Source organism: Bordetella genomosp. 11 (genome assembly GCF_002261215.1).
Lineage (GTDB): Bacteria > Pseudomonadota > Gammaproteobacteria > Burkholderiales > Burkholderiaceae_B > Bordetella_C.
This window is the reverse complement of record NZ_NEVS01000004.1, coordinates 2,054,698-2,080,391: the sequence shown is the minus strand read 5'-3', so window position 1 is coordinate 2,080,391 and position 25,694 is coordinate 2,054,698. Positions and strand designations below refer to the sequence as shown.

The 25,694-nt window shown below is 66.0% G+C and carries 25 protein-coding genes; 19 read left to right on the top strand and 6 right to left on the bottom strand.

What is annotated here, in order from left to right; genetic code table 11:
- Positions 1 to 37 precede the first annotated feature (37 nt).
- The 7 genes from surE (at position 38) to rlmD (ending at position 6,926) form a co-directional block, all read left to right on the top strand.
- Positions 38 to 799, top strand: coding sequence for a 5'/3'-nucleotidase SurE (surE, locus tag CAL28_RS16955; RefSeq protein ID WP_094842462.1), 762 nt, complete (start codon positions 38 to 40; stop codon positions 797 to 799).
- Positions 784 to 1,614 (top strand): protein-L-isoaspartate(D-aspartate) O-methyltransferase, encoded by an 831-nt coding sequence (locus CAL28_RS16950; RefSeq protein ID WP_094842461.1) that lies wholly within the window; start codon positions 784 to 786, stop codon positions 1,612 to 1,614. Before surE ends, CAL28_RS16950 begins: the two co-directional genes overlap by 16 nt.
- Positions 1,615 to 1,631: 17 nt before the next feature.
- Positions 1,632 to 2,540 carry a peptidoglycan DD-metalloendopeptidase family protein gene (locus tag CAL28_RS16945; RefSeq protein ID WP_094842460.1) on the top strand — a complete coding sequence of 303 codons (909 nt, stop codon included), beginning with the start codon at positions 1,632 to 1,634 and terminating at the stop codon, positions 2,538 to 2,540.
- Between the two features lie 2 nt (positions 2,541 to 2,542).
- Positions 2,543 to 3,322 (top strand): 3'-5' exonuclease, encoded by a 780-nt coding sequence (locus CAL28_RS16940; protein ID WP_094842459.1) that lies wholly within the window; start codon positions 2,543 to 2,545, stop codon positions 3,320 to 3,322.
- A gap of 167 nt (positions 3,323 to 3,489) precedes the next feature.
- Positions 3,490 to 4,119 (top strand): hypothetical protein, encoded by a 630-nt coding sequence (locus tag CAL28_RS16935; RefSeq protein ID WP_254926154.1) that lies wholly within the window; start codon positions 3,490 to 3,492, stop codon positions 4,117 to 4,119.
- Positions 4,120 to 4,550: 431 nt separating this feature from the next.
- Positions 4,551 to 5,303, top strand: coding sequence for a TorF family putative porin (locus CAL28_RS16930; protein WP_094842458.1), 753 nt, complete (start codon positions 4,551 to 4,553; stop codon positions 5,301 to 5,303).
- A 195-nt stretch (positions 5,304 to 5,498) separates the two neighbouring features.
- Positions 5,499 to 6,926: a 23S rRNA (uracil(1939)-C(5))-methyltransferase RlmD gene (gene rlmD / locus CAL28_RS16925; RefSeq protein ID WP_094842457.1), complete on the top strand. Its 1,428-nt coding sequence runs from the start codon at positions 5,499 to 5,501 to the stop codon at positions 6,924 to 6,926.
- On the opposite strand, the gene argH is transcribed toward rlmD, so the two are convergent.
- Positions 6,911 to 8,329 (bottom strand): argininosuccinate lyase, encoded by a 1,419-nt coding sequence (gene argH / locus CAL28_RS16920; RefSeq protein ID WP_094842456.1) that lies wholly within the window; start codon positions 8,327 to 8,329, stop codon positions 6,911 to 6,913. The genes rlmD and argH overlap by 16 nt on opposite strands.
- Before the next feature lie 160 nt (positions 8,330 to 8,489).
- Between argH and CAL28_RS16915 the strand changes: the two genes are divergently transcribed.
- The 3 genes from CAL28_RS16915 (at position 8,490) to CAL28_RS16905 (ending at position 10,968) form a co-directional block, all read left to right on the top strand.
- Positions 8,490 to 10,166 (top strand): NAD+ synthase, encoded by a 1,677-nt coding sequence (locus CAL28_RS16915; RefSeq protein ID WP_094842455.1) that lies wholly within the window; start codon positions 8,490 to 8,492, stop codon positions 10,164 to 10,166.
- A 97-nt stretch (positions 10,167 to 10,263) separates the two neighbouring features.
- Complete coding sequence (locus CAL28_RS16910) at positions 10,264 to 10,602, top strand: P-II family nitrogen regulator (protein ID WP_094842454.1); 339 nt, start codon at positions 10,264 to 10,266, stop codon at positions 10,600 to 10,602.
- Positions 10,603 to 10,635: 33 nt separating this feature from the next.
- Positions 10,636 to 10,968, top strand: coding sequence for a 4a-hydroxytetrahydrobiopterin dehydratase (locus CAL28_RS16905; RefSeq protein ID WP_440588391.1), 333 nt, complete (start codon positions 10,636 to 10,638; stop codon positions 10,966 to 10,968).
- A gap of 60 nt (positions 10,969 to 11,028) precedes the next feature.
- Here the strand turns inward: CAL28_RS16905 and CAL28_RS16900 are convergent, their stop codons facing one another.
- Positions 11,029 to 11,928, bottom strand: a complete 900-nt coding sequence (locus tag CAL28_RS16900; RefSeq protein ID WP_094842452.1) for a LysR family transcriptional regulator — start codon at positions 11,926 to 11,928, stop codon at positions 11,029 to 11,031.
- Positions 11,929 to 12,115: 187 nt separating this feature from the next.
- Here CAL28_RS16900 and CAL28_RS16895 point away from each other — a divergent pair, with 187 nt between their 5' ends.
- The 5 genes from CAL28_RS16895 to CAL28_RS16875 all read left to right on the top strand — a co-directional run bounded on the left by CAL28_RS16895 (position 12,116) and on the right by CAL28_RS16875 (position 19,084).
- On the top strand, positions 12,116 to 13,744 hold the full coding sequence (locus tag CAL28_RS16895; protein ID WP_094842451.1) for a gamma-glutamyltransferase family protein: 1,629 nt from the start codon (positions 12,116 to 12,118) through the stop codon (positions 13,742 to 13,744).
- 40 nt (positions 13,745 to 13,784) lie between these two features.
- The gene (locus tag CAL28_RS16890) at positions 13,785 to 15,296 is read left to right on the top strand and encodes an ABC transporter substrate-binding protein (RefSeq protein WP_094842450.1); all 1,512 of its coding nucleotides are present in this window, start codon (positions 13,785 to 13,787) and stop codon (positions 15,294 to 15,296) included.
- A gap of 74 nt (positions 15,297 to 15,370) precedes the next feature.
- Complete coding sequence (locus CAL28_RS16885) at positions 15,371 to 16,315, top strand: ABC transporter permease (RefSeq protein ID WP_094842449.1); 945 nt, start codon at positions 15,371 to 15,373, stop codon at positions 16,313 to 16,315.
- Positions 16,312 to 17,193, top strand: a complete 882-nt coding sequence (locus tag CAL28_RS16880; RefSeq protein ID WP_094842448.1) for an ABC transporter permease — start codon at positions 16,312 to 16,314, stop codon at positions 17,191 to 17,193. The genes CAL28_RS16885 and CAL28_RS16880 overlap by 4 nt, the downstream gene beginning before the upstream one ends.
- Before the next feature lie 13 nt (positions 17,194 to 17,206).
- Positions 17,207 to 19,084 carry a dipeptide ABC transporter ATP-binding protein gene (locus CAL28_RS16875; protein ID WP_254926292.1) on the top strand — a complete coding sequence of 626 codons (1,878 nt, stop codon included), beginning with the start codon at positions 17,207 to 17,209 and terminating at the stop codon, positions 19,082 to 19,084.
- 22 nt (positions 19,085 to 19,106) lie between these two features.
- Here CAL28_RS16875 and CAL28_RS16870 read toward each other — a convergent pair whose 3' ends face one another.
- The gene (locus CAL28_RS16870; protein WP_094842446.1) at positions 19,107 to 20,351 is read right to left on the bottom strand and encodes an MFS transporter; all 1,245 of its coding nucleotides are present in this window, start codon (positions 20,349 to 20,351) and stop codon (positions 19,107 to 19,109) included.
- A 380-nt stretch (positions 20,352 to 20,731) separates the two neighbouring features.
- Between CAL28_RS16870 and CAL28_RS16865 the strand changes: the two genes are divergently transcribed.
- The gene (locus tag CAL28_RS16865; RefSeq protein WP_141218206.1) at positions 20,732 to 21,340 is read left to right on the top strand and encodes a hypothetical protein; all 609 of its coding nucleotides are present in this window, start codon (positions 20,732 to 20,734) and stop codon (positions 21,338 to 21,340) included.
- Positions 21,341 to 21,383: 43 nt separating this feature from the next.
- Here the strand turns inward: CAL28_RS16865 and CAL28_RS16860 are convergent, their stop codons facing one another.
- Entirely contained in the window at positions 21,384 to 22,280 is an 897-nt protein-coding gene (locus CAL28_RS16860; RefSeq protein ID WP_094842444.1) for a LysR substrate-binding domain-containing protein, read from the bottom strand.
- 87 nt (positions 22,281 to 22,367) lie between these two features.
- Between CAL28_RS16860 and CAL28_RS16855 the strand changes: the two genes are divergently transcribed.
- Together CAL28_RS16855 and CAL28_RS16850 are read left to right on the top strand one after the other, a co-directional pair.
- The gene (locus CAL28_RS16855; protein ID WP_094842443.1) at positions 22,368 to 22,907 is read left to right on the top strand and encodes a YaeQ family protein; all 540 of its coding nucleotides are present in this window, start codon (positions 22,368 to 22,370) and stop codon (positions 22,905 to 22,907) included.
- Between the two features lie 162 nt (positions 22,908 to 23,069).
- A complete protein-coding gene (locus tag CAL28_RS16850; RefSeq protein WP_094842442.1) occupies positions 23,070 to 23,543 on the top strand; it encodes a hypothetical protein in 474 nt (157 codons plus the stop codon).
- 11 nt (positions 23,544 to 23,554) lie between these two features.
- Here the strand turns inward: CAL28_RS16850 and CAL28_RS16845 are convergent, their stop codons facing one another.
- A complete protein-coding gene (locus tag CAL28_RS16845; protein ID WP_094842441.1) occupies positions 23,555 to 24,214 on the bottom strand; it encodes a chorismate--pyruvate lyase family protein in 660 nt (219 codons plus the stop codon).
- Between the two features lie 115 nt (positions 24,215 to 24,329).
- On the opposite strand from CAL28_RS16845, the gene CAL28_RS16840 reads away from it, so the two are divergent.
- Positions 24,330 to 25,061, top strand: a complete 732-nt coding sequence (locus CAL28_RS16840) for a pseudouridine synthase (RefSeq protein ID WP_094844681.1) — start codon at positions 24,330 to 24,332, stop codon at positions 25,059 to 25,061.
- 21 nt (positions 25,062 to 25,082) lie between these two features.
- On the opposite strand, the gene CAL28_RS16835 is transcribed toward CAL28_RS16840, so the two are convergent.
- Complete coding sequence (locus CAL28_RS16835) at positions 25,083 to 25,565, bottom strand: Lrp/AsnC family transcriptional regulator (RefSeq protein ID WP_094842440.1); 483 nt, start codon at positions 25,563 to 25,565, stop codon at positions 25,083 to 25,085.
- Between the last annotated feature and the right edge of the window lie 129 nt (positions 25,566 to 25,694).

The following is a 25,694-nucleotide window of genomic DNA, read 5'->3' as shown; positions in this document are numbered from 1 at the left end:
GACGCGACCCGCGCCATAATTTTCTTTTCGATGCAGAATGCGGATTCTGGTTTCCAACGATGATGGCTATTCGGCGCCCGGCTTGCAGGCGCTGGTCGATGCCCTGCGCGGATTGGGCGACCTGACGGTCGTCGCGCCCGAGGTCAATCACAGCGGCGCGTCCAATTCGTTGACGCTCAGCCGGCCGTTGTCCGTGCGCGAGGCCGCCAATGGCTTTCTCTATGTCAACGGAACGCCTTCCGATTGCGTGCACGTCGCGCTGACGGGTGGGCTGGTCGACGGCCGTCCCGACCTCGTCGTGTCGGGTATCAATAACGGCGCCAACATGGGCGACGACACACTGTATTCCGGTACGGTCGCGGCCGCGATCGAAGGCTATCTGTTCGGCATTCCGTCCATCGCTTTTTCGCTGCATGAAAAAGGATGGGCGCACCTGGACGCCGCCGCCGCCATGGCGCGGCGCGTGGTCGAACACCAGATTGCCAGTCCGCTGCCCGCGCCGGTGCTGCTGAATGTGAATATTCCCAATCGCGCGCTGCAGACCATGCGCGGCATGCGCGTGACGCGCCTGGGCAAGCGCCACCCTTCGGAACCGGTCGTGCGGACGACCACGCCCTACGGCGATACGGTGTACTGGATCGGTCCGGCCGGCCTGGCCGCGGATGCCGGCCCGGATACCGATTTCCATGCGGTGGCGGACGGCGCGGTATCGATCACGCCGCTGCGGCTGGACCTGACGCACCAGGGCCGGCTCGATGAAGTGCGTTCGTGGGCGGGGCCTCTATGCGCAAACGGGTAGGCCCGGCGCCGATACCGCCGGCGAGTCCGCCCGTGCGGTCGCGCGGCCCCTCGTACCACACTGGTACCCTCGGGCCGGGCTATACGCCGGCGAACAGCAATACGCGCATTTCGGCGGCCACCCTCCAACGCAACGCGCCCGCACCGGCGGCGCGGGACGCCGCCAGCAATCTCGGCCTGAATTCCGAACGCCTGCGGCGCGCGATGGTGCAGCGGCTACGCGCGCAGGGTATTACCGACGACCGCGTGCTGAACGCCATGGAAGCCGTCCCGCGGCATCTTTTCGTCGATCAGGCGCTCGCCAGCCGCGCCTACGAAGACGCGGCGCTGCCGATCGGGCATTCGCAGACCATTTCGCAACCATGGGTGGTGGCACGCATGATCGCCGCCGTTTGCGAAGGCCGCGAACCCACGCGGGTCATGGAGGTCGGCGCGGGCTGCGGCTACCAGTCCGCGGTGCTGGCGCAGTTCGTTCGCGATGTGTACGCGATCGAACGCATACGCGGCTTGTACGAACTGGCCCGGGACCACCTGCGCCAGTTGCGGCTTACTACCCGTGTGCGCCTGAGCTTCGGCGACGGCATGCTGGGATTGCCGAACACGGCGCCGTTCGATGCTATCGTTGTGGCCGCCGCCGGCGCGGCGATCCCGCAGGCTTTGCTGTCGCAGCTGGCCCCGGGCGGCCGGCTGATCGCGCCCGAAGGGGGCTCCAACCAGCGCCTGGTGCTGGTGGAGCGGACCGGGGCGTCCAGCTGGAAACGCGTGGAACTCGAAGCCGTTCGCTTTGTCCCGCTAAGGGCCGGCATACAATCGTGAGCAACCAGGAGAATCATATGCTCGACGGGCAGTTGCAGCTGACCGGAACCGAATTCATGGGCGCGCGTACCGCGCGTTCGTCCCGCGCCATGCTTTGCGTGGGACTTCTATGCCTCGTCCTGGCGGGCTGCGCATCGCGCACGACGCGCGCGCCCGTCGTCGATCTGAATACCTCGACCGCGCCCACGGCGCCCGCCGCTGCGGGCGCGACCTACGTGGTCAAGCCCGGCGATACGCTGTATGGGATCTCGCGCGCCAATGGCGTCGATATCGAAAGCCTGAAGCGTTGGAACAACATCGCGGATTCCAACCATCTGGCAGTCGGCCAGGTCCTGAAGCTGTCGGCCCCGTCCGGTGGCGCGGCTGGCGGCGCGGCGGGGACCAAAACCCCGCCCACCACGCCGGCCAAGCCGTCCGACACCCGCATCGAACCCACGCCGCTGCCGCCGCCCGGCGAGCAACCCGCCCAGCCGACGCAGCAGCCGCCCGCCAACAATCCGCCGGCGACGTCCACGCCGACGCCGGTCGAAACGCCCAAACCGGCGCGCGCCGCGGATGCCGGGGTGATCAACTGGGGCTGGCCCGCCCAGGGGCAGATCATCGCCACGTTCAGCAACAGCACCAAGGGCATCGATATCGCCGGCAACGCGGGCGATCCGGTGGTGGCGGCGGCGGACGGCAAGGTCATGTACAGCGGCAACGGCGTGCGCGGGCTGGGCAACCTGATCATCGTGCAGCACACCAACGGCTTCATCACCGCCTATGCGCACAACCGCGCTTTGCTGGTCAAGAGCGGGGCGGAAGTGAAGAAGGGCGCGAAGATCGCGGAAATCGGCCAGACCGATGCGCCGTCGCCGCGGCTGCACTTCGAGGTCCGGCGGCAGGGTACGCCGGTCGACCCGCTGCAATATCTGCCCCCGCGCTGATCATGACCCCCACCCTGGTCTTCGATCTGGAAACCCTGCCCGACGTGGCGGGCCTGCGCCGCCTGAACGGGTGGGGCGCCGACCTGTCCGACAGCGAGGTCGCCGAACGCGCCTTCGCCGCGCGGCGCGAAGCCACCGGCGGCGATTTCCTGCCGCTGCACCTGCATCGCGTGGCGGTGATCGGCTGCGTGTTTCGCGACGACCAGGGCTTCCGGGTAAAGACGCTGGGCAATCCCGACGATCCCGAACCCGCCTTGCTGGCGGGCTTTTTCAAGACGATCGAGCGCTATACGCCCAAGCTGGTCAGCTGGAACGGCTCCGGCTTCGACCTGCCGGTATTGCATTACCGCAGCCTGATCCATGGCGTGACCGCGCCCCGCTATTGGGACCTGGGCGAGGATGACCGGGAATTCAAGTACAACAACTACATCGGCCGCTACCACACCCGCCACATCGACCTGATGGACGTGCTGGCGAAGTACAACGGTCGCGCCAATGCGCCGCTGGACCAATTGGCCAAGCTGTGCGGGTTTCCCGGCAAGTTGGGCATGGACGGCGGCAAGGTCTGGGACGCCTGGAACCAGGGCAAGGCCGACGAAGTCCGCGCCTATTGCGAAACGGATGTGGTCAACACGTGGCTGGTGTATTGCCGCTGGCGTTTCCTGCGCGGCGAACTGGACGCGGCCTCTTATCAAGAGGAAATCGACCTGGTGCGCGAAACGCTGGCCGCCAGTCCGGCGCCGCACTGGAAGGAATACCTGGCCGCGTGGGACCAGGATTGATCGTACCCGGCCGCCTGGCGCCGGGTCCGCGCCGCCGGAACGTCGAAATCCCGGCTCTTCGCGCGGTCGCGCAATCGACTGAAACAGGCAGGGCACCGCGCGAAACCGGCGCGTAATCGGCCCCCCATGACAATGGTCTCGCACTCTCACCCCACAGGAGACCTCACATGTCCCGATTCGCCATTCGCCCCATCGTTGCCAGCCTGACCGTTGCACTCGCGGCCGGGACGTTCGCCGGGGCCGTTTCGGCCGCGCCGGACGCCTCTGCCGCCGCCCCAACCGGGGCGGCTCACGCGGGCAGGGATGCCGGCGGCCACCGTTTCCATCACATGCAGGAAATGCGCGACGCCATCTGGCTGCCCGGCGTCGGCCCCATTGGCAAAAAGGAGATCGCGGCCCTGAAGCTGGATGCCAACCAGCAATCCCTGTTGAGCGCCGCCCAGCAGGCACAGCAGGCTTTCCACCAGTCCATGCGGGAGAATGCCCGGACCCGCCGCACGACGCTGGACGAGCAACTGAAGGCCGGCAAGCTGGATCCGCACGCGCTGGCCGACGCCCAGACCCAGGCCAGGCAGCAAATGCAGTCCCAGGGCGACCAGGTCCGGCAGAAATCGCTGGCCGTGTGGGATAGCCTGAACGACGGCCAACGCCAGCAGGTTACCCAGTTCGTGAAGGAGCGCCAGGACCGCATGCAGGCGCGCATGCAGGAACGCATGCAGGAGCATCGCAAGGACGGCCGTCCCGGCGCCGGCCGCGGCCCCGCTCCGGCCCCGGAGGCTCCCGCTACATCGAGCTGATGCACCTCCAGCGCGCGCCGGACCGGCCGCGCTGACGCTCCCACGGCGCCCCCTGGCGCCTTACGCCCGGATTCGTCATTGTCATTTGACGGACCCGGGCGTTTCGTTTGCGCCCCAATCCGGGGCCTGTCGGTGCAGTGTGCGCCTCGCCCAGGCACCGCGATGGTGCGGCCCGCCGGATCCCGCTCCTTGCGAGGGGCCGCATTTGTGCGGGCTCCTTCATGACTGTTTACCTATTCTCCATGGTGTGAAAACTTGGCACGGATTTCGCTTTTAAGCGGATGAAGCCGGGGAGGTGCGGTTATCCGTCATGCGAATGGCGGATCGCCGCGGCGGCTTCGAAACCTGTCATTTCCTGCTGCGCCATGACCGGCGGCTTCGGCCGCCGGCCATGTCCACATACACGCATCATAGACATCAGGATCCTTGCCATGAAGAAGACGTTGCGCGCAGTCCCCCTCGTTCTTGCCACGTGTTTCGCCGCCGCTGCCAACGCCGACCCGACCGATCTGGGCGGCGGATTTTCGCTCAGCGGCAACGGCACCATCACCAATGACTACCGCTTCCGTGGCTACTCGCAGACCGATTTCCGGCCCGCGGCGCAATTGGGATTGGATTTGACGCACTCATCGGGTTTCTACCTGGGCAACTGGAACTCGAATGTCTCCAGCACGCTATACACCGAGGGCAACCTGGAAATGGACTTCTACGGCGGTTGGCGTGGCGAGGTCTACAAAGGCTTCGGCATCGACGTCGGCGTGCTGCACTATTACTACCCCGGTTCGAACTCGCCCAAGGGCGGCAACTACAACAACACCGATCTCTATATCGCCGGCACCTACGGCAACTATTCCTTGAAGTACTCGTACACCCCCGGCGATTTCTTCAGCACGCCGAATTCCAAAGGTACCTGGTACCTGGACGGATCGGCGACCTTCGACCTGGGTGACGGCTGGGGCGTGGTCGGCCACGTCGGCTACCAGAAGCTGAAGAACCAGGTCGATACCAATGGCGACGACCTGGGCCACTACGTGGACTACAAGCTGGGCGTCACCAAAGACATCAAGGGCTGGGTCTTCGGCCTTGCCGCCGTCGGGGCCTCCAAGGACAACTGGTACAACACGAAGTACGACCATCCCGCCGGCCGGCTGGGCCTGGTGGCGTCGATTTCGCGCACTTTCTGAAGCGGCCGTATCGCTTCCGCATGACCGTTTTACCGGGTCCGGCCGTATACCCACCGCTACGTCGCGGTGCCGCCGATCCCGGCTCTTCCATACCAAAAGCGGCTTGACCGCGCTCCCAAGGGGAACGTCCGCCATCCGGCGGACGTTTTTTTTCCAGAACTTCTACAATGCCGGGCTGTTCTCTCGAGATTGCCGATGGCTGAAGTTCTGAATATCGAATCCCTGGACCTGGAAGCCAGGGGAATTGCCCGCCGCGAGGGCAAGGTGGTTTTCGTCGAGGGCGCGCTGCCCGGCGAACGCGTGGCGGCCGACACCGTGCGGCGCAAGCCGTCCTATGAAATCGCCCGCACTGTCGAGGTACTGCGGCCGTCGTCGCAGCGTGTGCAGCCCCGCTGCGCGCATTTCGGCGTATGCGGCGGCTGTGCGATGCAGCACCTGGAGCCCGCCGCGCAGGTGGCGATCAAGCAGCGCTCCTTGGAAGACACCTTCTGGCACGTGGGCAAGCTGCGCCCGCAACGCATCCTGCCGCCGCTGCACGGGCCGACCTGGGGCTACCGCTTCCGCGCCCGGCTTTCCGTGCGCGTCGTGCCGAAGAAAGGCGGCGTGCTGGTGGGCTTTCACGAGCGCAAGAGCAGCTATGTCGCCGATATGCGCGAATGCCATGTCCTGCCGCCGCACGTTGCCCGGCTGTTGCTGCCGCTGCGGGCGATGATCGGCGCCATGTCGGCGCCCGATCGCTTGCCGCAGATCGAGGTGGCGGTGGGCGATGTCGCCACGGTACTGGTCCTGCGCCATCTGTTGCCGCTGACGCAGGACGATATCGGCATCCTGCGCGCCTTCGCCGCGGATAACGGCGTGCAATGGTGGTTGCAGCCCAAGGGGCCGGACACCTGTCACCCGCTGGAACGCGAACATGCCGAAACGCTGGCCTACACCTTGCCGGAATTCGGATTGCGCATGCCGTTCAAGCCGACCGATTTCACGCAGGTGAATCACGCCATCAATCGCACGCTGGTCTCCCGTGCCTTGTCCCTGCTGGAAGCGCAAGCGGACGAGCGCGTGGCCGATCTGTTCTGCGGGCTGGGCAATTTCACGCTTCCGCTGGCGACGCGCGCGCGCGAAGTCGTGGGCGTGGAAGGAAGCAAAGCGCTGACCGACCGTGCGCACGAGGCGGCCACGCGCAACGGGCTGGGCGAACGCGCATCGTTCGCCACGCTGAATCTGTTCGAGGTCGATGTGGGCTGGCTGCGCGGCCTGGGTTACTTCGATCGCATGCTGATCGATCCGCCGCGCGAGGGCGCGCAGGCGGTCGCGCAGGCGCTGGCCCTGCTGTCAGCCGCGGAGCGGCCGCGCCGCATCGTTTATGTGTCGTGCAATCCCGCTACGCTGGCGCGCGATGCCGCCATCCTGGTGCACGAAGGCGGCTACGAGCTGCTCAGCGCGGGCGTGATCAACATGTTTCCGCATACCGGGCACGTGGAGTCGATTGCCGTCTTCGAATCCGGGAATGCCGCCGCCATCGAAGAGGCGCAGCGCCAAGCGGCCGAAAAGCGGCGCGAAGCGATGGAGCGGGCGGCTGCCTCGCCTGGCGGCGAGGCCGGTGTGTCTCAGGCCGAGGTCTGAGCCAATATCCGCTGGGCTTCCTCGCGCACGCGGGCGGGCGCCGTGCCACCGATATGGTCGCGCGCCGCCACCGAGCCTTCCAGGGTCAGCACCTGGTGCACGTCATCCCCAATGGATGGGTGATAGGCCTTCAATTCGTCCAGCGTCAGGTCGGCCAGGTCGCAACCGCGCTGTTCGCAATCGCGCACGGCGTGCGCGACGACTTCATGGGCATCGCGGAACGGCAGGCCGCGCTTGACCAGGTAGTCCGCCAGGTCGGTCGCGGTGGCGTAGCCCTGCAGGGCGGCGGCGCGCATGTTGTCGGCCTTGACCTTGATCCCGCCCACCATGTCGGCAAAGATGGTCAGCGTGTCGCGCAGCGTGTCCGCGGTGTCGAACAGGCCTTCCTTGTCTTCCTGGTTGTCTTTGTTGTAGGCCAGCGGCTGGCCTTTCATCAGCGTCAGCAGGGCCACCAGGTGGCCGTTGACGCGGCCGGTCTTGCCCCGGGCCAGTTCCGGGACATCGGGGTTTTTCTTCTGCGGCATGATGGAGCTGCCGGTGCAGAAGCGGTCCGCCAGGTCGATGAAGCCGACGCGCGGGCTCATCCACAGGACAAGCTCTTCCGACAGGCGCGACACGTGCGTCATGACCAGCGCCGCGGCGGCGCAGAACTCGATGGCGAAGTCCCGATCGGATACGGCGTCCAGGGAATTCCGGCATACACCCTCGAACCCCAGCGTCGCGGCCACGCGTTCGCGGTCGATGGGGAAGCTGGTGCCGGCCAGGGCGGCGGCGCCCAGCGGCAGCCGGTTCACGCGGCGGCGGCAATCCTGCAGCCGTTCGGCGTCGCGCCCGAACATTTCGGCATAGGCCAGCAGATGGTGGCCGAAAGTAACGGGCTGGGCGACCTGCAGGTGCGTGAAGCCCGGCATGATGGTATCGGCATGTTCCGCGGCGACCGTGGCCAGCGCGCGGCGCAACTGGCGCAGCAGGTCCAGCGTGAGGTCGATTTCCCCGCGCAGCCACAGGCGGATATCCGTGGCGACCTGGTCGTTGCGCGACCGGCCGGTGTGCAGCCGCTTGCCGGCATCGCCCACCAGTTCCACCAGCCGCTTTTCGATGTTCAGGTGCACGTCTTCAAGGTCGAGCAGCCACTGGAAGGTGCCGGCGTCGATTTCCGCCAGGATCTGTGCCATGCCGCGTTCGATATCGGCCTTGTCCTGGTCGGAGATGATGCCCTGGGCGGCCAGCATGTCCGCATGGGCGAGGGACCCCTGGATATCGTGGCGCGCGAGACGGCGGTCGAAATCCACGGAGGCCGTGTAGCGCTTGACCAGGTCGGAGACGGGTTCGGAAAAGCGGGCGGACCAGGCTTGGGCCTTGTTGGCGAACTGGTTCTGCGAGGGGGAGGAGGGCGTCGACATAGTGGTGGGGATTATAGAGCCCGTCGTGAAGGGCGGTGAGATAATCGAACCGGCAATGCCTCGCCGGCGGTGAGATAATCGGGTCATCTTCAAACGGTCCTGCCGGCTGTCCCGACAGTCTCGCCGGCGTGTCTGTTACCCCCTATACGGAAGTATTCCCATGAGCGCACCCCGTGTCGCAATCGCCCAGATCAATTCTTGTGTCGGAGACCTGTGCGGCAATGCCGAGCGCGTGCTGCAGGCGGCCCGCCAGGCCCACGATATGGGCGCCGACATACTGCTCACGCCGGAACTCGTGCTGACCGGCTATCCGCCGGAAGACCTGCTGCTGCGGCCGCAGTTCGTCTGCGAACAACAGCAGCAGCTGGACGAATTGCGGCGCGATCTCGCGCAGTTCAAGGGCCTGCACGTGGTGGTGGGGCACGTCGACGGCGATACCTGCGGCGCCAAGGCGTACGCCTTCGCCGACCGCAACGGCCGGCATGTGCTGTACAACGCGGCCTCGGTGCTGTTCGAGGGGCGGGTACTCGGCACCTACCACAAGCGCGAGCTGCCCAATTATTCGGTATTCGACGAGCAGCGCTATTTCACCTCCGGCGGCAAGCCGTTTACTTTCGAGGTCAAGGGCACGCGCTTCGGCGTGGCGATCTGCGAGGACATCTGGTTCGAGCATCCCCCCAAGGCCGCGCGCGAGGCCGGCAGCCAGGTCCTCCTGGTGCCCAACGCCTCGCCCTACAACACGGGCAAGCAGGCCCAGCGCCTGGAAGTGGCCGCCGAATGCGCCCGCCTGAGCGGCGGGCCGGTGATCTACGCGAACATGGTGGGGGGCCAGGACGAACTGGTGTTCGATGGCGCCTCTTTCGTGGTCGATGCGGACGGGCGCGCCTGCGCGCGCCTGCCGGAATTCCAGGCCTGCGTGCACGCGGTCGATGTCGGGCCGGACGGCGCTATCACCCCGGTCGATGCGCGGGCCGACATGCCGGTCAGCGAAACGGAAGAGCAGGTATGGAAGGCGCTGGTGCTGGGCGTGCGCGACTATCTTGGCAAGAACCGCTTCCCGGGCGCCATCATCGGGCTGTCCGGCGGCATCGACTCGGCCGTGGTGCTGGCCATCGCGGTCGATGCCCTGGGCGCGGACAACGTGCGCGCCGTAATGATGCCTTCCCGCTACACGGCCGATATTTCGCAGACGGACGCGGCGGACATGGCCCGGCGACTGGGTGTGCGCTACGACGTGATCGCCATCGGCCCGGTGGTGGATAGCTTCGAATCGGCGCTCGCGCCGCATTTCGCGGGCATGGCGCCGGATGCCACCGAGGAAAACATCCAGGCGCGCGCGCGCGGCACGCTGCTGATGGCCCTGTCCAACAAAACCGGCCGGCTGGTGCTGACTACCGGCAACAAGTCGGAAATGACCACCGGCTACTGCACGCTCTACGGTGACATGGCCGGCGGCTTCGCGGTCATCAAGGATGTGCCCAAGACCCTGGTTTACCGCTTGGCCACCTGGCGCAACCGCCAGCAGGAAGTCATTCCCGAGCGCATCATCACCCGGCCGCCGTCGGCCGAGCTGCGGCCCGACCAGAAAGACCAGGACAGCCTGCCGCCTTACGACATCCTGGACGGCATCATGGAACGCTACATGGAACGCAACCAATCGGCGGCCGATATCGTCGCGGCGGGTTTCCCGCAAGACGCGGTCGAGCAGGTGGTGCGCCTGATCCGGATCAACGAATACAAGCGCCGCCAGGCGCCGCCGGGACCTCGTATTACCCCTCGGGCGTTCGGCAGGGATTGGCGCTATCCTGTCACGAACGGCTTCCGCGAAACGACTTGATCCCGTCGTCGCTGCCGCCCTTTGCCCGCCTGGCGCGGGCCTGGCCGCTTCCGAATTGCTCGAACCCTTCCGATATAAATAGAACTGAGGACTGCACGTGAAACAAGTCACCGCCATCATCAAACCGTTCAAGCTGGACGAGGTCCGCGAAGCCCTGGCCGAAGTCGGCGTCAGCGGCCTGACCGTGACCGAGGTCAAGGGCTTCGGTCGCCAGAAGGGACACACCGAGCTGTATCGCGGCGCGGAATATGTTGTCGATTTCCTGCCCAAGATCCGCGTCGAAGTCGTCCTGCCCGAAGAGATGGTAGACAATGCCATCGAAGCCATCGTCAAGGCTTCGCGCACCGGAAAGATCGGCGACGGCAAGATTTTCGTGACGCCGGTCGAGCAGGCCATCCGGATCCGCACCGGCGAATCGGATAACGAAGCGTTGTGATCGCCGGCCGGACTCGTACGCGCGGCGCTGGCCGTGGCGGGGTGGGCCGGCCCCCTATCCCCACGGAGAACACCCATGCGTGACCTCGATAGAATCGGCGCCGGGCGCGCCGTGCGCGAATTGTCCGGCTGGACGGCCGTCCCGGACCGCGACGCGATCGCCAAGACTTTCGTATTCGCCGATTTCAACGCGGCGTTCGGCTTCATGGCTCGAGTCAGCCTGATGGCCGAAAAAATGGACCATCACCCGGAATGGTTCAACCTCTACAACCGGGTCGAGGTGACGCTGTCCACGCATGACACGGGCGGCGTGACCTCGCTGGATGTGCAGATGGCGCGGTTCATGGACCTGGTGGTGGGCGCCTAGCGCGACCCATCCGGTGCGCGGGCGCGGCCACGGGCGCATCCGGCGCGCGCCATTCCCGTCCTAGCGTTTCCCGTCGCGGGTTTCGTACAGGGCCGTGTATTCCTTGAAGATCGAGGCCGTGATGTGCTGTCGCGCATGCTCGCGGCGTTCGATCATGCCCACCGCGCGCACCACCGGCCCGATATCGTCGGGCAGGGACAATACGCGCAGATCCGGCGCCGTGCGCCACTGTGCCCACATCAATAGCGGCAGCAGGCTGACGCCGACCTCCTGGCGCACCAGCTCCACCACGGTTTCGATGGCGTTCAGTTCCAGGAAATCGTGCACATGGACGTTCATGCGACGCAGCAGCCGGTCGATCTGCAGGCCGGTGCGCTGCGTGCGGTCGAAGCGCAGGAAGGGATTGTGCTCCAGCACCTCGCGCACCGTCTTGCCGGTGGCGGTGGGGGATGCCAGCACCACCAGGGGTTCTTCGTGCAGCGGCGTCCAGCGCATGCTGGCCATGCGCCGGCCGGACTCCACGACCAATGCCGCGTCCAGTTCGCCGCTTTCCACCTTGCTGGCCAGTTCGCCCGACTTGCCGGTGAATAGCCGCACGTCCAGGCTGTCATGCTGCCGCTTCAACTGCGACACCACCTTGGAAAGCGCTCCCATGCACGACACAATGGCGCCGAACGCCACCGATCCCGCCAATTCGCCCGGGCCGGGCTTTTGCGGCAGCCGCATGCGGTCATACATGTCCAGCAGTTGCTTGACCTCCGGCAGCAGTTCGCGGCCGGCGGCATTCAGCAGGGCCAGGCGGCCGCTGCGGTCGAACAGCTCGCGGCCGAGCTCCTCTTCCAGGGCCCGCATCTGGAAGCTGACAGCAGCCTGGGTCAGGGCGACGCGTTCGGCGGCCTCCGAAAAGGAGCCGTAGCGGGCGACCGCCAGGAAAGTTCGCAGGAAACGGACGGTGCTCACATCGATAACCTAGGGAATGTCCGGATGGCGGCACGCGGTGCCGGGCGGGCCTCGCGCGGCCAAGCGCCATCCATAAAAAATTCTTTTGTGACGAGAAAAAAATTCAAATTGATCTAATTAAACCACGCGTGTACCTTCCACGATTTGGCCTCAGCGCCGCCTTGCTGTCCTCTTCGAGCCCGACACCATGAAGACATTCGACTGGGAAAATCCCTATCCCACCATCCGCGCGCCGCAGTTCGCCCGCAACTTCGTCTCCACCTCCCATCCGCTGGCCGCCCAGGCCGGGCTGCGCATGCTGCTCAAGGGTGGCAGCGCGGTGGATGCCGCCATCGCGGCGGCGGCGACGATTACGTTGACCGAACCGGTATCCTGCGGCCTGGGCAGCGACTGCTTCGCCATCGTGTGGGACGGCAAACAGCTGCACGGCCTGAACTCTTCCGGCGTGGCGCCGGCCGCCTGGAGCGTCGAGTACTTCAAGAAAAAGTACGGCACGGGCACCGACGGCCTGGCCAAGCAGCCCAAGCGCGGCTGGGACAGCGTTACCGTGCCCGGCGCGGTGGCGGGCTGGGCGGCGCTGCACGAGAAATTCGGCAAGCTGCCCTTCGAGCAATTGTTCGACCCGGCGATCGAAATCGCCGAACGCGGCTATGCCGTGCCGCCCATTGTCGGGCGCAAGTGGAACGCGGCCGTGGCGGACCTGAAGGACCAGCCCGGCTTTGCCCAGGCCTTCATGCCCAACGGGCGCGCGCCCCAGGTGGGCGAGCACTTCCGCATCCCGGAAGCCGCCTGGACGCTGCGCCGGATCGCCGCCAGCAAGGGCCGCGACTACTACGAAGGCGACATCGCCGAGAAAATCGCCGCCTTCAGCAAGGAATGCGGCGGCGCGATGACCCTCGACGACCTGCGCAACTACAAGCCCGATTGGGTGAAGCCGATCTCGCGTTCCTATCGCGGCTACGACGTGCACGAGATCCCGCCCAACGGTCAGGGCATCGCAGCGCTGATCGCGCTGGGCATCCTGGACAAGTTCGACGTCGCCGGCCTGCCGCTGGACTCGGTGCGGTCGCAGCACCTGCAGATCGAGGCCATGAAGCTGGCTTTCGCCGACCTGTACAAGTATGTGGGCGATCCGCGCAGCATGGACGTCACGCCGGAACAGATGCTGGACGATGCCTACCTGGCCTCGCGCGCCAAGCTTATCGATATGGACAAGGCCACGGCCTTCGCGGCCGGGCGTCCCCATGCGGGCGGCACCATCTATATGTCGGCCGCCGACGAAAGCGGCATGATGATTTCCTTCATCATGTCCAACTACATGGGCTTCGGCTCGGGCGTCGTGGTTCCCGGCACGGGTATCAGCCTGCAGAACCGCGGTGTCGGCTTCTCGATGGACCCGAAGGCGGTCAACGTGGTCAAGGGTGGCTACCGGCCGTTCCATACCATCATCCCGGGCTTCCTGACCCGCGGCGGCAAGCCGGTCATGAGCTTCGGCGTGATGGGCGGCGATATGCAGCCCCAGGGCCATTTGCAGACCGTCGTGCGCATGTTGGACTATCATCAGAACCCGCAGGCGGCGTGCGACGCACCGCGCTGGAAGGTCAACCGCGATTTCACGGTCGATCTGGAATCCACCATGCCCGCCAGCACCGTCGAAGGCCTGAAGAACCTGGGCCATACCCTGAAAAGTGTCAACGATCCCTATATGGATTTCGGTTCGGGGCAATTCATATGGCGCATGTCCGAAAACGACAACGAACTGGGCTATGTGGCGGCCAGCGACAGCCGTCGCGACGGCCAGGCGGTCGGCTTCTGATCCAACATCGCGTACAAGCGCAACTGACAAGGGGAATGCAATGAAGAAACTTGGTTCCGCGATCGGCGCCGCCTTGCTGGCGCTGGCCGCCGGCTCGGCCGTGGCGCAGGAACTGCGCGTCGGGCTGCAGGAAGACCCGGACGTGCTGGACCCGGCGCGTGCCCGTACCTACGTGGGCCGCATCGTTTTCACGTCGCTGTGCGACAAGCTGGTGGACATCGATCCCAAGCTGCACGTCGTACCCCAGCTGGCCACGTCCTGGAGCTGGAATGCCGATAACACCGTGTTGACCATGAAGCTGCGCGGCGATGCGCTGTTCCATGACGGCACGAAGTTCGATGCCGCCGCCGCCAAGGCCAACCTGGACCGTGCCCGCACGCTGCCGGACAGCTTCCGCAAAGGCGAACTGGCATCCGTGAAGGACGTGCAGGCGCCGGACGCGCAGACGCTGGTCCTGACGCTGAAGCAGCCGGATGCGACGCTGCTGTACCAGCTGACCGATCGCGCCGGGATGATGCTGTCGCCGGCCATCTTCAATGACAAGGATACGAACGCGGTCGGCCGCAATCCGGTCTGTTCGGGGCCCTACAAGTTTGTCGAACGCGTGCAGAACGATCGGATCGTGCTGCAGAAGTTCGACAAATACTACGACGCCAAGGACTACCACTTCAGCAAGATCACCTTCCTGCCGATTCCCGATACGACGGTGCGCCTGCAGAACCTGCGTTCCGGCGGACTGGATATTCTGGAACGCCTGAATCCTTCGGACGCGCCGGACGTCAAGAAAGACCCCAACCTGCATTTCACGTCCATCGCCGGCCTGGGTTTCCAGGAAATCGTGTTCAACCAGAACAACGGCGATCGCGCCAAGTCCAATCCGTTCCGCGACGAGCGCGTGCGCCAGGCGCTGAGCCTGTCGATCGATCGCGACGCGATCAACGAAGTGATCGGCGGCGGTATCTACGAGCCGGCCAACCAGGCGTTCCCGCCGGCCAGCCCCTATCACAGCGACAAGTTTCCCGTGCCCAAGCGCGACGTGGCCAAGGCCAAGGCGCTGCTGAAGGAAGCCGGCCTGACGCAGGTGAAGGCGGAGCTGGCATTCGGCAATAACACCACGACGGCCGCTATTGCCGAGATGATGCAGGCCATGGCGCGCGAGGCGGGTATCGAACTGAGCCTGCGTCCGACCGACTATGCGGCATTGCTCACGCAGATGCGCGGCGGCAACTTCGAGGTTGCCCTGCGTGGCTGGTCGGGCCGCCCGGATCCGGACGGCAACGTCTATCCCTTCATTACCTGCAAGGGCGCGCTGAACGACGGCGAGTACTGCAACCCGAAGGTGGACGAGTTCCTGAACGAAGCCCGCAGGGTGCCGGACGAAGCCAAGCGCAAGGCGTTGTACGAGCAGGCCGAGGCCATTATCCAGAAGGAAATGCCCGACGCCTTCCTGTACTTCCAGCCGTGGCCCTTCGCGATGCAGAAGAAGGTCAAGGGGTTCCTGCCGTATCCTGACGGGATGATCCGCCTGAAGGGCGTCGCATTCTCGAATTAGGCGCATTCGGCCGAGCGGGGCGTCCGGGATGCGGTCCCGGCGCTTCGCTCTTTATGTTTTAGCGGTATTTCTCCATGTTCAAACTCATCCTGCGTCGCGTTCTCGTGGCGATCCCGACATTGATACTGGTGTCGATGATCGTCTTCTCGCTGCAGAAAGTGCTGCCGGGCGACCCGGTATTGACGCTGGCGGGCGAAGAGCGCGATCCCGCCGTGCTGGACTACCTGCGCCAGAAGTATCATCTGGACGATCCTTTGCCCGTACAGTACCTGGCCTGGGTCAGGCAGGTCGCTACCGGAGACCTGGGCAAGTCGCTGCGCACCGACGTACCCGTCACGTCGCTGATTTCCCAGAAATTGCCCGTCACGCTGCAACTGGCGGCCATGGCCATGATCATCGCGTTGCTGGTGGGCATACCGACCGGCATCCTGGCGGCGGTGCGCAAGGGCAAGCTGATGGAATACGGGGCAAATGTGGCGGCGCTGTCCGGTATGTCCATTCCCAACTTCTGGCTGGGCATCATCCTGATCATGATCGTCTCCGTGCAGCTGCGCTGGCTGCCCGCATCGGGCTACGTCTCGCCGTTCGAAGACTTCTGGCTGTCGATGAAGACCATGATCATGCCGGCCATCGTGCTGTCCACGTCGCTGGCGGCCTATCTTATGCGCCACACCCGGTCGGCCATGCTGGAAGCCCTGGGCGCGGACTACGTTCGCACCGCGCGGGCCAAGGGCGTGTCGCCGCGCGTGGTCGTGCTGCGCCACGCCTTGCGCAACGCGCTGATGCCCATCGTGACGCTGGTGACCCTGTTGTTCGGCGAATTGCTGGCCGGCGCCGTGCTGACCGAACAGGTCTTCACGATCCCGGGCTTCGGCAAGCTGGTGGTCGACGCGGTATTCAACCGCGATTACGCGGTGGTGCAGGGCGTCGTGCTGTGCGTCGCCGTGGGCTTCATCGTGATGAACCTGCTGGCCGACATTCTCTATATCGTTGTCAATCCCCGACTGAGGCATTCATGAGCGCTACACCATCCGCCGTGGCTCCCGGCGGCGCGATGCCCCGGCGCACCAATCGGGCCTGGGGCAAGTTCCGCCGCAACCGTATCGCGATGATCGGCGCGGCCATCGTGCTGTTCTTCGTCATCGTGGCGATCTTCGCGCCGCTGCTGGCCAACCACGATCCCTTCCAGACCAGCTTCACCACCATCCGCAAGCCGCCGTCGGCGAACTTCTGGCTGGGCACCGACGAACTGGGCCGGGACATCTATACCCGCATGCTGTTCGGCGCGCGCGCCTCGCTGATGGCGGGTTTGGCGTCCGTCCTCATCGCCATGATCGTCGGCGTGCCGTTCGGCCTGTTGTCCGGCTACTTCGGCGGCTGGGTGGACAGTTCGATTTCGCGCGTTACCGAAGCGCTGCTGGCGATACCCTTCCTGATCCTGGCGATCGCGCTGGCGGCCTTCCTGGGACCCAGCCTGATCAATGCCATGATCGCCATCGGCGTATCGGCCGCGCCCAAGTTCGTGCGGCTGACGCGCGGCCAGGTGCTGGCGGTCAAGAACGAGGACTACGTCGCCAGCGCCAGGGCGCTGGGCGCGTCGGATACCCGCATCATCGTGCGGCATATCCTGCCCAACATCATGCCGCCGCTGATCGTCCAGGCCACCATCACCATCGCCACGGCGATCATCGCCGAGGCCAGCCTGTCCTTCCTGGGCCTGGGCCTGCAGCCGCCCAATCCGTCCTGGGGCTCCATGCTGAACACGGCCAAGAACTTCATGACGCAGGCACCGTGGATGTCGATTTTCCCGGGTTCCGCCATTTTCCTGGCGGTGCTCGGTTTCAACCTGCTGGGCGACGGTCTGCGCGACGCCCTCGATCCGCGCCAGGAGAAGTAGCGTAATGGAAGCGATGGAACCCAACCGCGTCGTTGACGTCAACGACCTGACCGTGCGCTTCAAGACGCACGATCGCACCGTCGAAGCCGTGCGCAATGTGTCTTTCCACGTTGACCGCGGCGAAACGCTGGCCATCGTCGGCGAGTCCGGGTCCGGCAAGTCGGTGACGTCGCTGGCGCTGATGCGCCTGGTCGAATACGGCGGCGGCAAAATCGTCAACGGTACGATCCGCCTGCGTCGCCGCGGCGGCGACGTGCTGGACATGACGGCCGCCGACGAGGGCACGCTGCAACGCGTGCGCGGTGCCGATGTGGCCATGATCTTCCAGGAACCGATGACGTCGCTGAACCCCAGCTTTACGGCAGGGGTGCAGATCGCCGAAGCCTTGCGGCTGCATCAGGGGCTGGACGCCGCGGGCGCGCGCGCGGAAACGCTGCGCATGTTGGAACGGGTCCGCATTCCGGAAGCCAAATCCGTGCTGGACCGCTATCCGCACCAGCTGTCCGGGGGCATGCGCCAACGCGTCATGATCGCCATGGCGCTGTCGTGCAAGCCGCAATTGCTGATCGCCGACGAGCCGACCACGGCGCTGGACGTGACCATCCAGGCGCAGATCCTGCAACTGATCCGCCAGCTGCAGGAAGAAATGAACATGGGCGTGATCTTCATCACGCACGACATGGGCGTGGTGGCCGAAGTCGCCGACCGCGTGCTCGTCATGTACCGCGGCGACAAGGTGGAAGAGGGTGGCTCCGACGAGGTCTTCGCCGAGCCGCGCCACGCCTACACGCGCGCACTGCTATCGGCGGTGCCGCGCCTGGGTGCCATGCATGGCACCGACGAACCGGCGCCGTTCCCCTTGCTGACCGTAAGCGATGCGCAGCACGGGCAGGCCAAGCCGTTGCCCGATGTCCGCGTCACGGAGAGCACGGTGCGCCGGGAAAACGGGCCGGTGCTGAAGGTGCGCGACCTGATCACGCGCTATGACATCGCCGGCGGAATCCTGGGTCGCGTGCAACGGCGCGTGCACGCGGTGGAGAAGGTCAGTTTCGATCTCTATCCCGGCGAAACCTTGTCGCTGGTGGGCGAATCGGGATGCGGCAAGACCACCACCGGGCGTTCGCTGCTGCAGCTGGTGCACAGCCAGGGCGGCACGATCGAGTTCGACGGACGCAATATCGGCGCGCTGCGCGGCGCGGCGATGCAGACCCTGCGGCGGCACATCCAGTTCATCTTCCAGGATCCCTTCGGGTCGCTGGACCCGCGCATGACGGTGGGTGATTCCATTATGGAACCGCTGCTGATCCATGGGGTCGCCAAGGGCGCGCAGGCGCAGGAACGCGTACGCTGGTTGATGGACAAGTGCGGCCTGGTGCCGGAGATGATCAGCCGCTATCCGCACGAGTTTTCCGGCGGACAGCGGCAGCGCGTCTGCATCGCGCGGGCGCTGGCGCTGAACCCCAAGGTGGTGATCGCGGACGAATCGGTGTCGGCGCTGGATGTATCCATCCAGGCGCAGATCGTCAATCTGCTGCTGGACCTGCAGCGCGAGCTGGGTGTGTCCTTCCTGTTCATCTCCCACGACATGGCGGTGGTCGAACGCGTCAGCCATCGCGTGGCGGTGATGTACCTGGGCCAGATCGTCGAGATCGGCCCGCGCCGGGCGATCTTCGAAAATCCCCAGCATCCGTACACCAGGAAGCTGATGGCGGCCGTGCCTATCGCCGATCCGCAGCGCCGGCACCGGCAGCGTTCGCTGCTGGTGGACGAGATCCCCAGCCCGGTGCGCAAGGTCGGCGACGAGCCGGTGGTCGCGCCCCTGGTCGAAGTGTCCAGCGGCCACTTCGTGGCCCGGCATGCGATCGGCGCGTATCCGGCGATGGCGTCGTAGTCCGCGGCCCGGCCCGCGTCCGCTAGGCGCGGGCCAGGGCGGCGGCGGGCGCTTCGGCCACCGTTTTGTCGTCGATCGGAAAGTGCAGCAGGGCCGCGAAGACTCCAGCGGCGGCAGTCAATTGCCACAGCAGCGCGTAGGATCCCGTCAGGTCGAAGACCAGGCCACCCAGCCACGCGCCCAGGAAGGATCCCAGCTGGTGGCTCAGGAAGCAGATGCCGAAGAGCGTGCCCAGGTGGCGCGTGCCGAACACCTTGGCGACCAGCCCGCTGGTCAACGGCACCGTCCCCAGCCAGGTCAATCCCATGACCGCGGCGAAACACACCACCGATACGGTGCTTTTGGGCAATAGGAAAAACGCCAGGATGGCCGCGCCGCGTACCAGGTACAGCCAGCCCAGCACGTGGTGCTGCCGATAGCGTCCGCCCAGCCAGCCGCAGGCCCAGCTGCCCACCATATTGAACAGGCCGATCAGGGCCAGCGCGGTGGCGCCCAGGCCCACCGGCATATGGCACAGGAACAGATACTGCGGCAGGTGCGTCGCGATGAAGGCAAGCTGGAAGCCGCAGGTGAAAAAGCCCAGGGTCAGAAGCTGGTAGCCGCGATGACGCGTCGCCAGCGCCACGACCTTGCGCAAGGGCGGGGCCGGCGTCCCCGATGGCATCGGCCCCGCGCCGGGGCGCCGGTCAAGCACGATGCCCAGCGGCGCGGCCAGCAGCATCAGGAACGCCAGCGCGTATAGCGCCATCGACAGCCCCGACCATTCCCGCACTGCCTGGGCCAGGGGCACCATCAACACCTGCCCTAGGGATCCGCCCGCGCTTACCCATCCCAACGCCACGCTGCGCTTTTCCGGGGAAGCGATGCGGCCGACGGCGGGCAATACAACGCCGAAGGCCGTGCAACTGATACCGATGCCGACCAGCAAGCCCATGCCCACCATCAGCCAGGGGCCCGACGGCGCCATGGCGGACAAGGCCAATCCGGCAGCCATCACCACGCTGCCGAATGCCACCACGCGGGCGGCGCCGTGACGGTCCGCCACGGCGCCGGCGATGGGTTGCGCGAAGCCCCACACCAGGTTGTGCATGGCGATCGCCAGCGCGACCAGCGTGATGGGCAGGCCGCGATCGTAGGAAAACGGCCCGATGAACAGGCCGAAAGTCTGCCGCGTGCCCATTGCCGCGCTCAGGATAAGCGCGCCGGCGGCGATGGTGAATAGCGCTGCATGGCGGGACGGGGCGGATGATGCGTGGGTGGCTTGCATGACGATGGCTCTCCTCGGCGCCCATCATGGCGAGGAGCCTTGCCCGCCGCAACCGAAAAAATCTCGCCGGCCGATGAAGGGAATTCACCCGTGCCATGGCGCTGCGGCACTGCAATGTTCCTCGCCGTTTCTTGCATAACTGTGCGCCACACGCAGAAGCGGAAGGCAAGTACTATCCGTTCCGCCAAAGTTCGGAAGCCGGACGAGCGGCCCCGACATGGCCTAGAGAAGCACTATCTCAACCTATCGGAACAGTAATAATGTCGACAATGAGATCGCCTGTTCTGTGGAGCCTCCTGGCCGCTTCCGTACTGAGCGGCTGCGCGACAGGGCTGCCACCGGCCACGCTGCAACATCCCGCCGCGCTAAGCTGCATCTCGGTGCCCGAGGGCCTGGAGGGCCATGACACCAGAGGCATTTTCGATATCGAATGGACGACGAAAGTCGCCGCCGGGCCTTATATTTCCGAGTTCGAAGATGCTGGCGGAACGTACTATCGGGCCCCTCCGGGGGGCCTGTATTTCGCCATGACGAACAATAGCCCCGTCGATCCGACAACGTATGACGGCGGCATCTGGGTTCCGCGCGATCACGCCACGCCGCCCGTTTTCTACACGTACTATTCCACGGCGAATGCGGTCGTGGCGCCTCTACCGACGGGCGCAAGCTGCGCGAATGCCGTGCTGGTACCGAGTCCGCAAGGGACAGGTGCCGATACGGTGGCGTTCGCGACGGGCGGCGCGATTGGAGGCGCGGCAGGCGGCGCGATCGGACGGGGCATCGCGCACAGCGCTTCCATGAGCTATGGCCAGGCCGCGGGTGCGGGCGCCGCGGGCGGCGCCATAGGAGGACTGATCGTCGCGGCATTGATCAACATGGATGTGGGAAAGATTTTCTACCGGCCGATGCCGAATGATCCCGCCTTCATTCAGAAGTTGACCCAGCTTACAAAGGAGGCGAAACCGATTCCCTCCGCGCAAGGCAACTGAGGCAAGCCGCGTTGCGGCGGTTCCGCAATCCATCCCGGCGGCGTCATGTTCTGACGCTTCCGGACATCTCGTCGAGCAGCCATAGTCGAAAGCCGGCCAGCGCGGGCTCCTGGTCGGCGCCATCGCGCGCGACCAGCCAATAGGCCGTTTCGGCATCGATGGTAGGCCCTGCCGCTACCAGCGTACCGGCCGCGATTTCGTCATCCACGAGCGGCCGCCTGCCCAGTGCCACGCCCAGGCCCGCCACCGCCGCTTCGAAGGCCAGATCCAGCCGGTCGACCCGCATTGTGCCGGCTGGCTCCATGTTTTCGAGTCCCGTGGCCTGCAACCAGTCCTGCCATTCCTCGCTGGCCGCGGGGACGTGGATCAGGACGGCTCGCCGCAGATCGGCGTCGCCGCCGGGTCCGCACAGGCTGTCCCGGTAGGCCGGACTGCACAGCGGTACCAGGCGTTCCGCGAAAAGCCGCGTCCACGCCGGGCCGGCCGCCGCGGTGCGGCTCATGCGTATGGCGAAATCGAAGCCATCGGTGGGAAAGCCTGCCTGGCGCGGCGAGGTATCCAGCGACACGTCGACATCCGGCCAGCGCGCGCGGAACGCCGCCAGGCGCGGCACCAGCCAGCGCGAAGCGAACGTGGGCGCGCACGTCAGGGACAAGCCTGGTCTGGCGCGTGGCGCCGGCAGCCGCCGCGTGCCGACCGCGAGCACCGCGAGGGCCTCGGAGACGTAGGCCAGGTAATCCGCGCCGGCCGGTGTCAGCGAGAGTCCGCGCGGGCCGCGGTCGAAGAGCTGTACCCCCAGGTATTCCTCCAGGCCGGCGATGCCGTGGCTGACGGCGCTGGGCGTGACCTTCAGTTCGGCGGCGGCAAGCCTGAAGCTCTGCAGCCGTCCGGCGGCTTCGAAAAAGCGCAGCGGCGACAAAGGCGGAAGACGCAATGGCATGGCGGGACGGATGCGAACGGTGTAGGAAAAGCGGGAGCCGCTTCATGGCGGTATGATGCCTGGCTTTGGCGGCGACGACGAACACCCATGGCATTACGCGCGACAATCTACAAAGCCGACCTGAATGTAGCGGATAACGACCGCCGCTATTACGGCAGCCATGCCGTCACCGTGGCCAGGCATCCGTCGGAGACCGACGAGCGCATGATGGTGCGCATCCTGGCCTATGCCCTGAACGCAGACGAGGCGCTGGCTTTCACGAAAGGCTTGAGCGACACCGACGAGCCCGACGTATGGCGCAAGGACCTGACCGGCGCCATCGAACTGTGGATCGAAGTCGGCCAGCCCGACGAACGCCGCATCCTGAAGGCCTGCGGCCGTGCGGAACAGGTGCTGATCTACTGCTACGGCGGCCATGCCAGCCAGATATGGTGGGAAGGCGTGCGCGACCGCGTCGCGCGAGCGCGCAACCTGAAAGTGATCAATTTGCCGGCGCAGGAAGCGCAGGCCTTGGGCGCGCTGGCCGAACGCACCATGTCGCTGGACCTGAACGTGCAGGACGGCGAAGTCTTCGTCACGTCGGACGCGGGCAGCGTCGTCGTCGTGCCGGAGACCTGGCGCGAATAATCGCGGCAGGGCAGTGCCCGAAATAGCCGGGATATCTTCCTTTTTTCCAGGCCTTGGGGCGCTTGCGCGCACGGCTATGATCCTGGCCATTGCACAGCATGCCGACGGCCGCCATCCGCAGGGATCGGCTCCGCCGCCGTCGACCGCCACGAGGAGATGGGAATGAGCGATATCGGAGTGCTCGGCACGGGAAATACCGCCGCGAATCCGCTGGACGCGCGTCGACAGGCCGCGGCGAATGCGAATGCCGCCGACGGGCAGTTCGACGATGTTCTTGGCCGGGCTGCGGGCGGATCGGGCAACGCCGCTGCCACGGCTGCGGCGCCGGGCGTATCGGCGCGCCATGGCATGGCCGATCCGGCGCGATGGGCCGCCGCGCATGGCGCCCCCGCCGGCAGCCCGGCCGTCAAGTCCGAAGCGGCCGAGCAGCTGTCCGACTACCTGTCCATGCCGCTGGGCAAGCGCATGTTCTACATGATGCTGGCCAGCATGGGCATCAGCAAAGAGCAGTACGACGCGATGTCGCCGGAAGACAAGGCAAAGGTGGCGCAGCAGATCGCGCAGCGCCTGAAAGACAACGCGGAATCGCAGAAGCAGGTCGCCGCGCACAAGGACGAGCCAGCCGTCGCGATCTGAGGCCGGCTCGTTCAGGCCGGCCGGCGATGGCCGGCCTTTTGCCAGAACGTCGCCAGGAATCCCTCGGCCACCAGCAGGGGCTGGTCATGGCGCCAGAACACCGACCGGCGCGCGAGTATGCGCGCATCCCGGTTGACGGCGTCGCGGCTGTTCGTCGCGTTGCGGCCATGCAGGGCGTGGCGGATATCCACCACCTTGCCGTCGCTACGATTCCACGGTCCCGGCGCCTCGGCCACGACCGTGCGCGCCGTGGCGTAGAAGGGTACGCCGGCCGCCAGCCGCCGGCATTCGAACGCCGACCGCGACACGGTGCGATCGTGGTACAGCATATCGGCCAAAGGCCGGCTGCGCAGCCGGCGCATGCCTTGCCAGGTGCCGCGCGAGGCGGCCAGCGGCGTCAGGCTGCGGGCGACCACGCCATCCACGCCATCGACGGACATCAGGACTTCGCGAACCCAGACCGGCGATCCTGGACGCAGCCGCATGGCGCGCGCTTCGTCGACCGGTGCGGCCTGGGCGTATTCGGCCAGCACACGCAGGCGGAATTCGCCCAGTTGGCGCAGGCCTGCGGTCAGGGCGCCGGGGCGGAAAAGCCAGAATTTCTGGGTGACGGTGCAGGAGGGCGGGGGCAGGGGCATCCAGCCTAGGCTGCCGGGATGGAGCATTTTCATGGCGACGTATTATCCCGCAAGTGTGCGGTACGCGATGGATAACGCGGGCAGCGGGCTTGCGCATGGGGCCGGGCGGGCCAAAGCCGCTAGAATGTCGGCTTTCGCGACGCGCGCCATGGAAAAAGTACGTATCTCCAAGCTCATGTCGGAACGCGGCCTGTGTTCCCGGCGCGAGGCCGACAGCTATATCGAGCGCGGCTGGGTGCGCGTGGACGGCGAAGTGGTGTCCGAACTCGGCGCCAAGGCGTATCCCGACCAGACCATTACGCTGGAGCGCGCGGCGCAGGCGCAGCAGCGCGAGCGCGTCACCATCCTCATCCACAAGCCCATGGGCTATGTGTCCGGGCAGGCCGAAGACGGCTACCAGCCCGCGGCCGCCCTGATCGATGCCCGTTCGCGCGCGGCCAACGATCGTTCCCCGGTGCGCTTCGACCGCGCCCATCTGCGCGGCCTCGCGGTGGCGGGACGGCTCGACATCGATTCGACCGGCCTGCTGGTGCTGACACAGGATGGCCGTATCGCCAAGCAATTGATCGGCGAGGATTCCGGCATCGAAAAGGAATACCTCGTGCGCGTCCAGGGGCGCCTGGACGACCGCGGGCTGGCGCTGCTCAATCACGGCCTGTCGCTGGACGGCAAGGCGCTGCGCCCCGCCAAGGTGGCCTGGCAGAACGACGACCAGTTGCGCTTCATCCTGAAGGAAGGCAAGAAGCGGCAGATCCGCCGCATGTGCGAACTGGTCGGGCTGAAGGTGGTGGGGCTGAAGCGGGTGCGTATCGGCCGTGTGATGCTGGGCGACCTGAAGCCAGGCCAATGGCGTTATCTGCGCCCGGACGAGCGGTTCTAGGCGCCTTGCCGGGCGGCCGCGTCAGGCGCCGGGTTCGGGCAGCGGCAGCGCGGTCTGGTACTTGACCTGCTTCAGCGCGAAACCGGAGCGGATGTTCTTGACCCCGGGTATCCGCGACAGGTGGCTGACGATGAAGCGCTCCAGTCCCCGCATATCGGGCACCACGACACGCAGCAGGTAATCGGCGTCGCCCGTCATCAGATAGCACTCCATGACTTCCGGATAGGCCGCCATCGCCTGCTGGAAGCGTTCGAGTTCCGCTTCGACCTGCTTTTCCAGGCTGACCTGGATGAATACGTTCAGGCTCAGCCCCAGCATCAGCGGGTCGGCCAGGGCGACGTAACGGCGGATCACGCCGGCGGCTTCCAGCGCTTTCACGCGGGCCAGGCAGGGGGAAGGCGACAAATGCACGCGGCGCGCCAGCTCCACGTTGGTGATGTTCGCGTCGGTCTGCAGCACTTCCAGAATGCGGCGGTCTATGGTGTCCAGGGGCGAGGTCGGCATGGCGTGCCTGGTGGGATGCGGATAGCAGCATTTTATGCTGTATCAACAGTTTATAAATGGATATTTCAAACGCCTATGCCGGCCGGTGAGGCCTAGGATGAGCGTCAGCGGCGGCCTATGCCCGCGCGC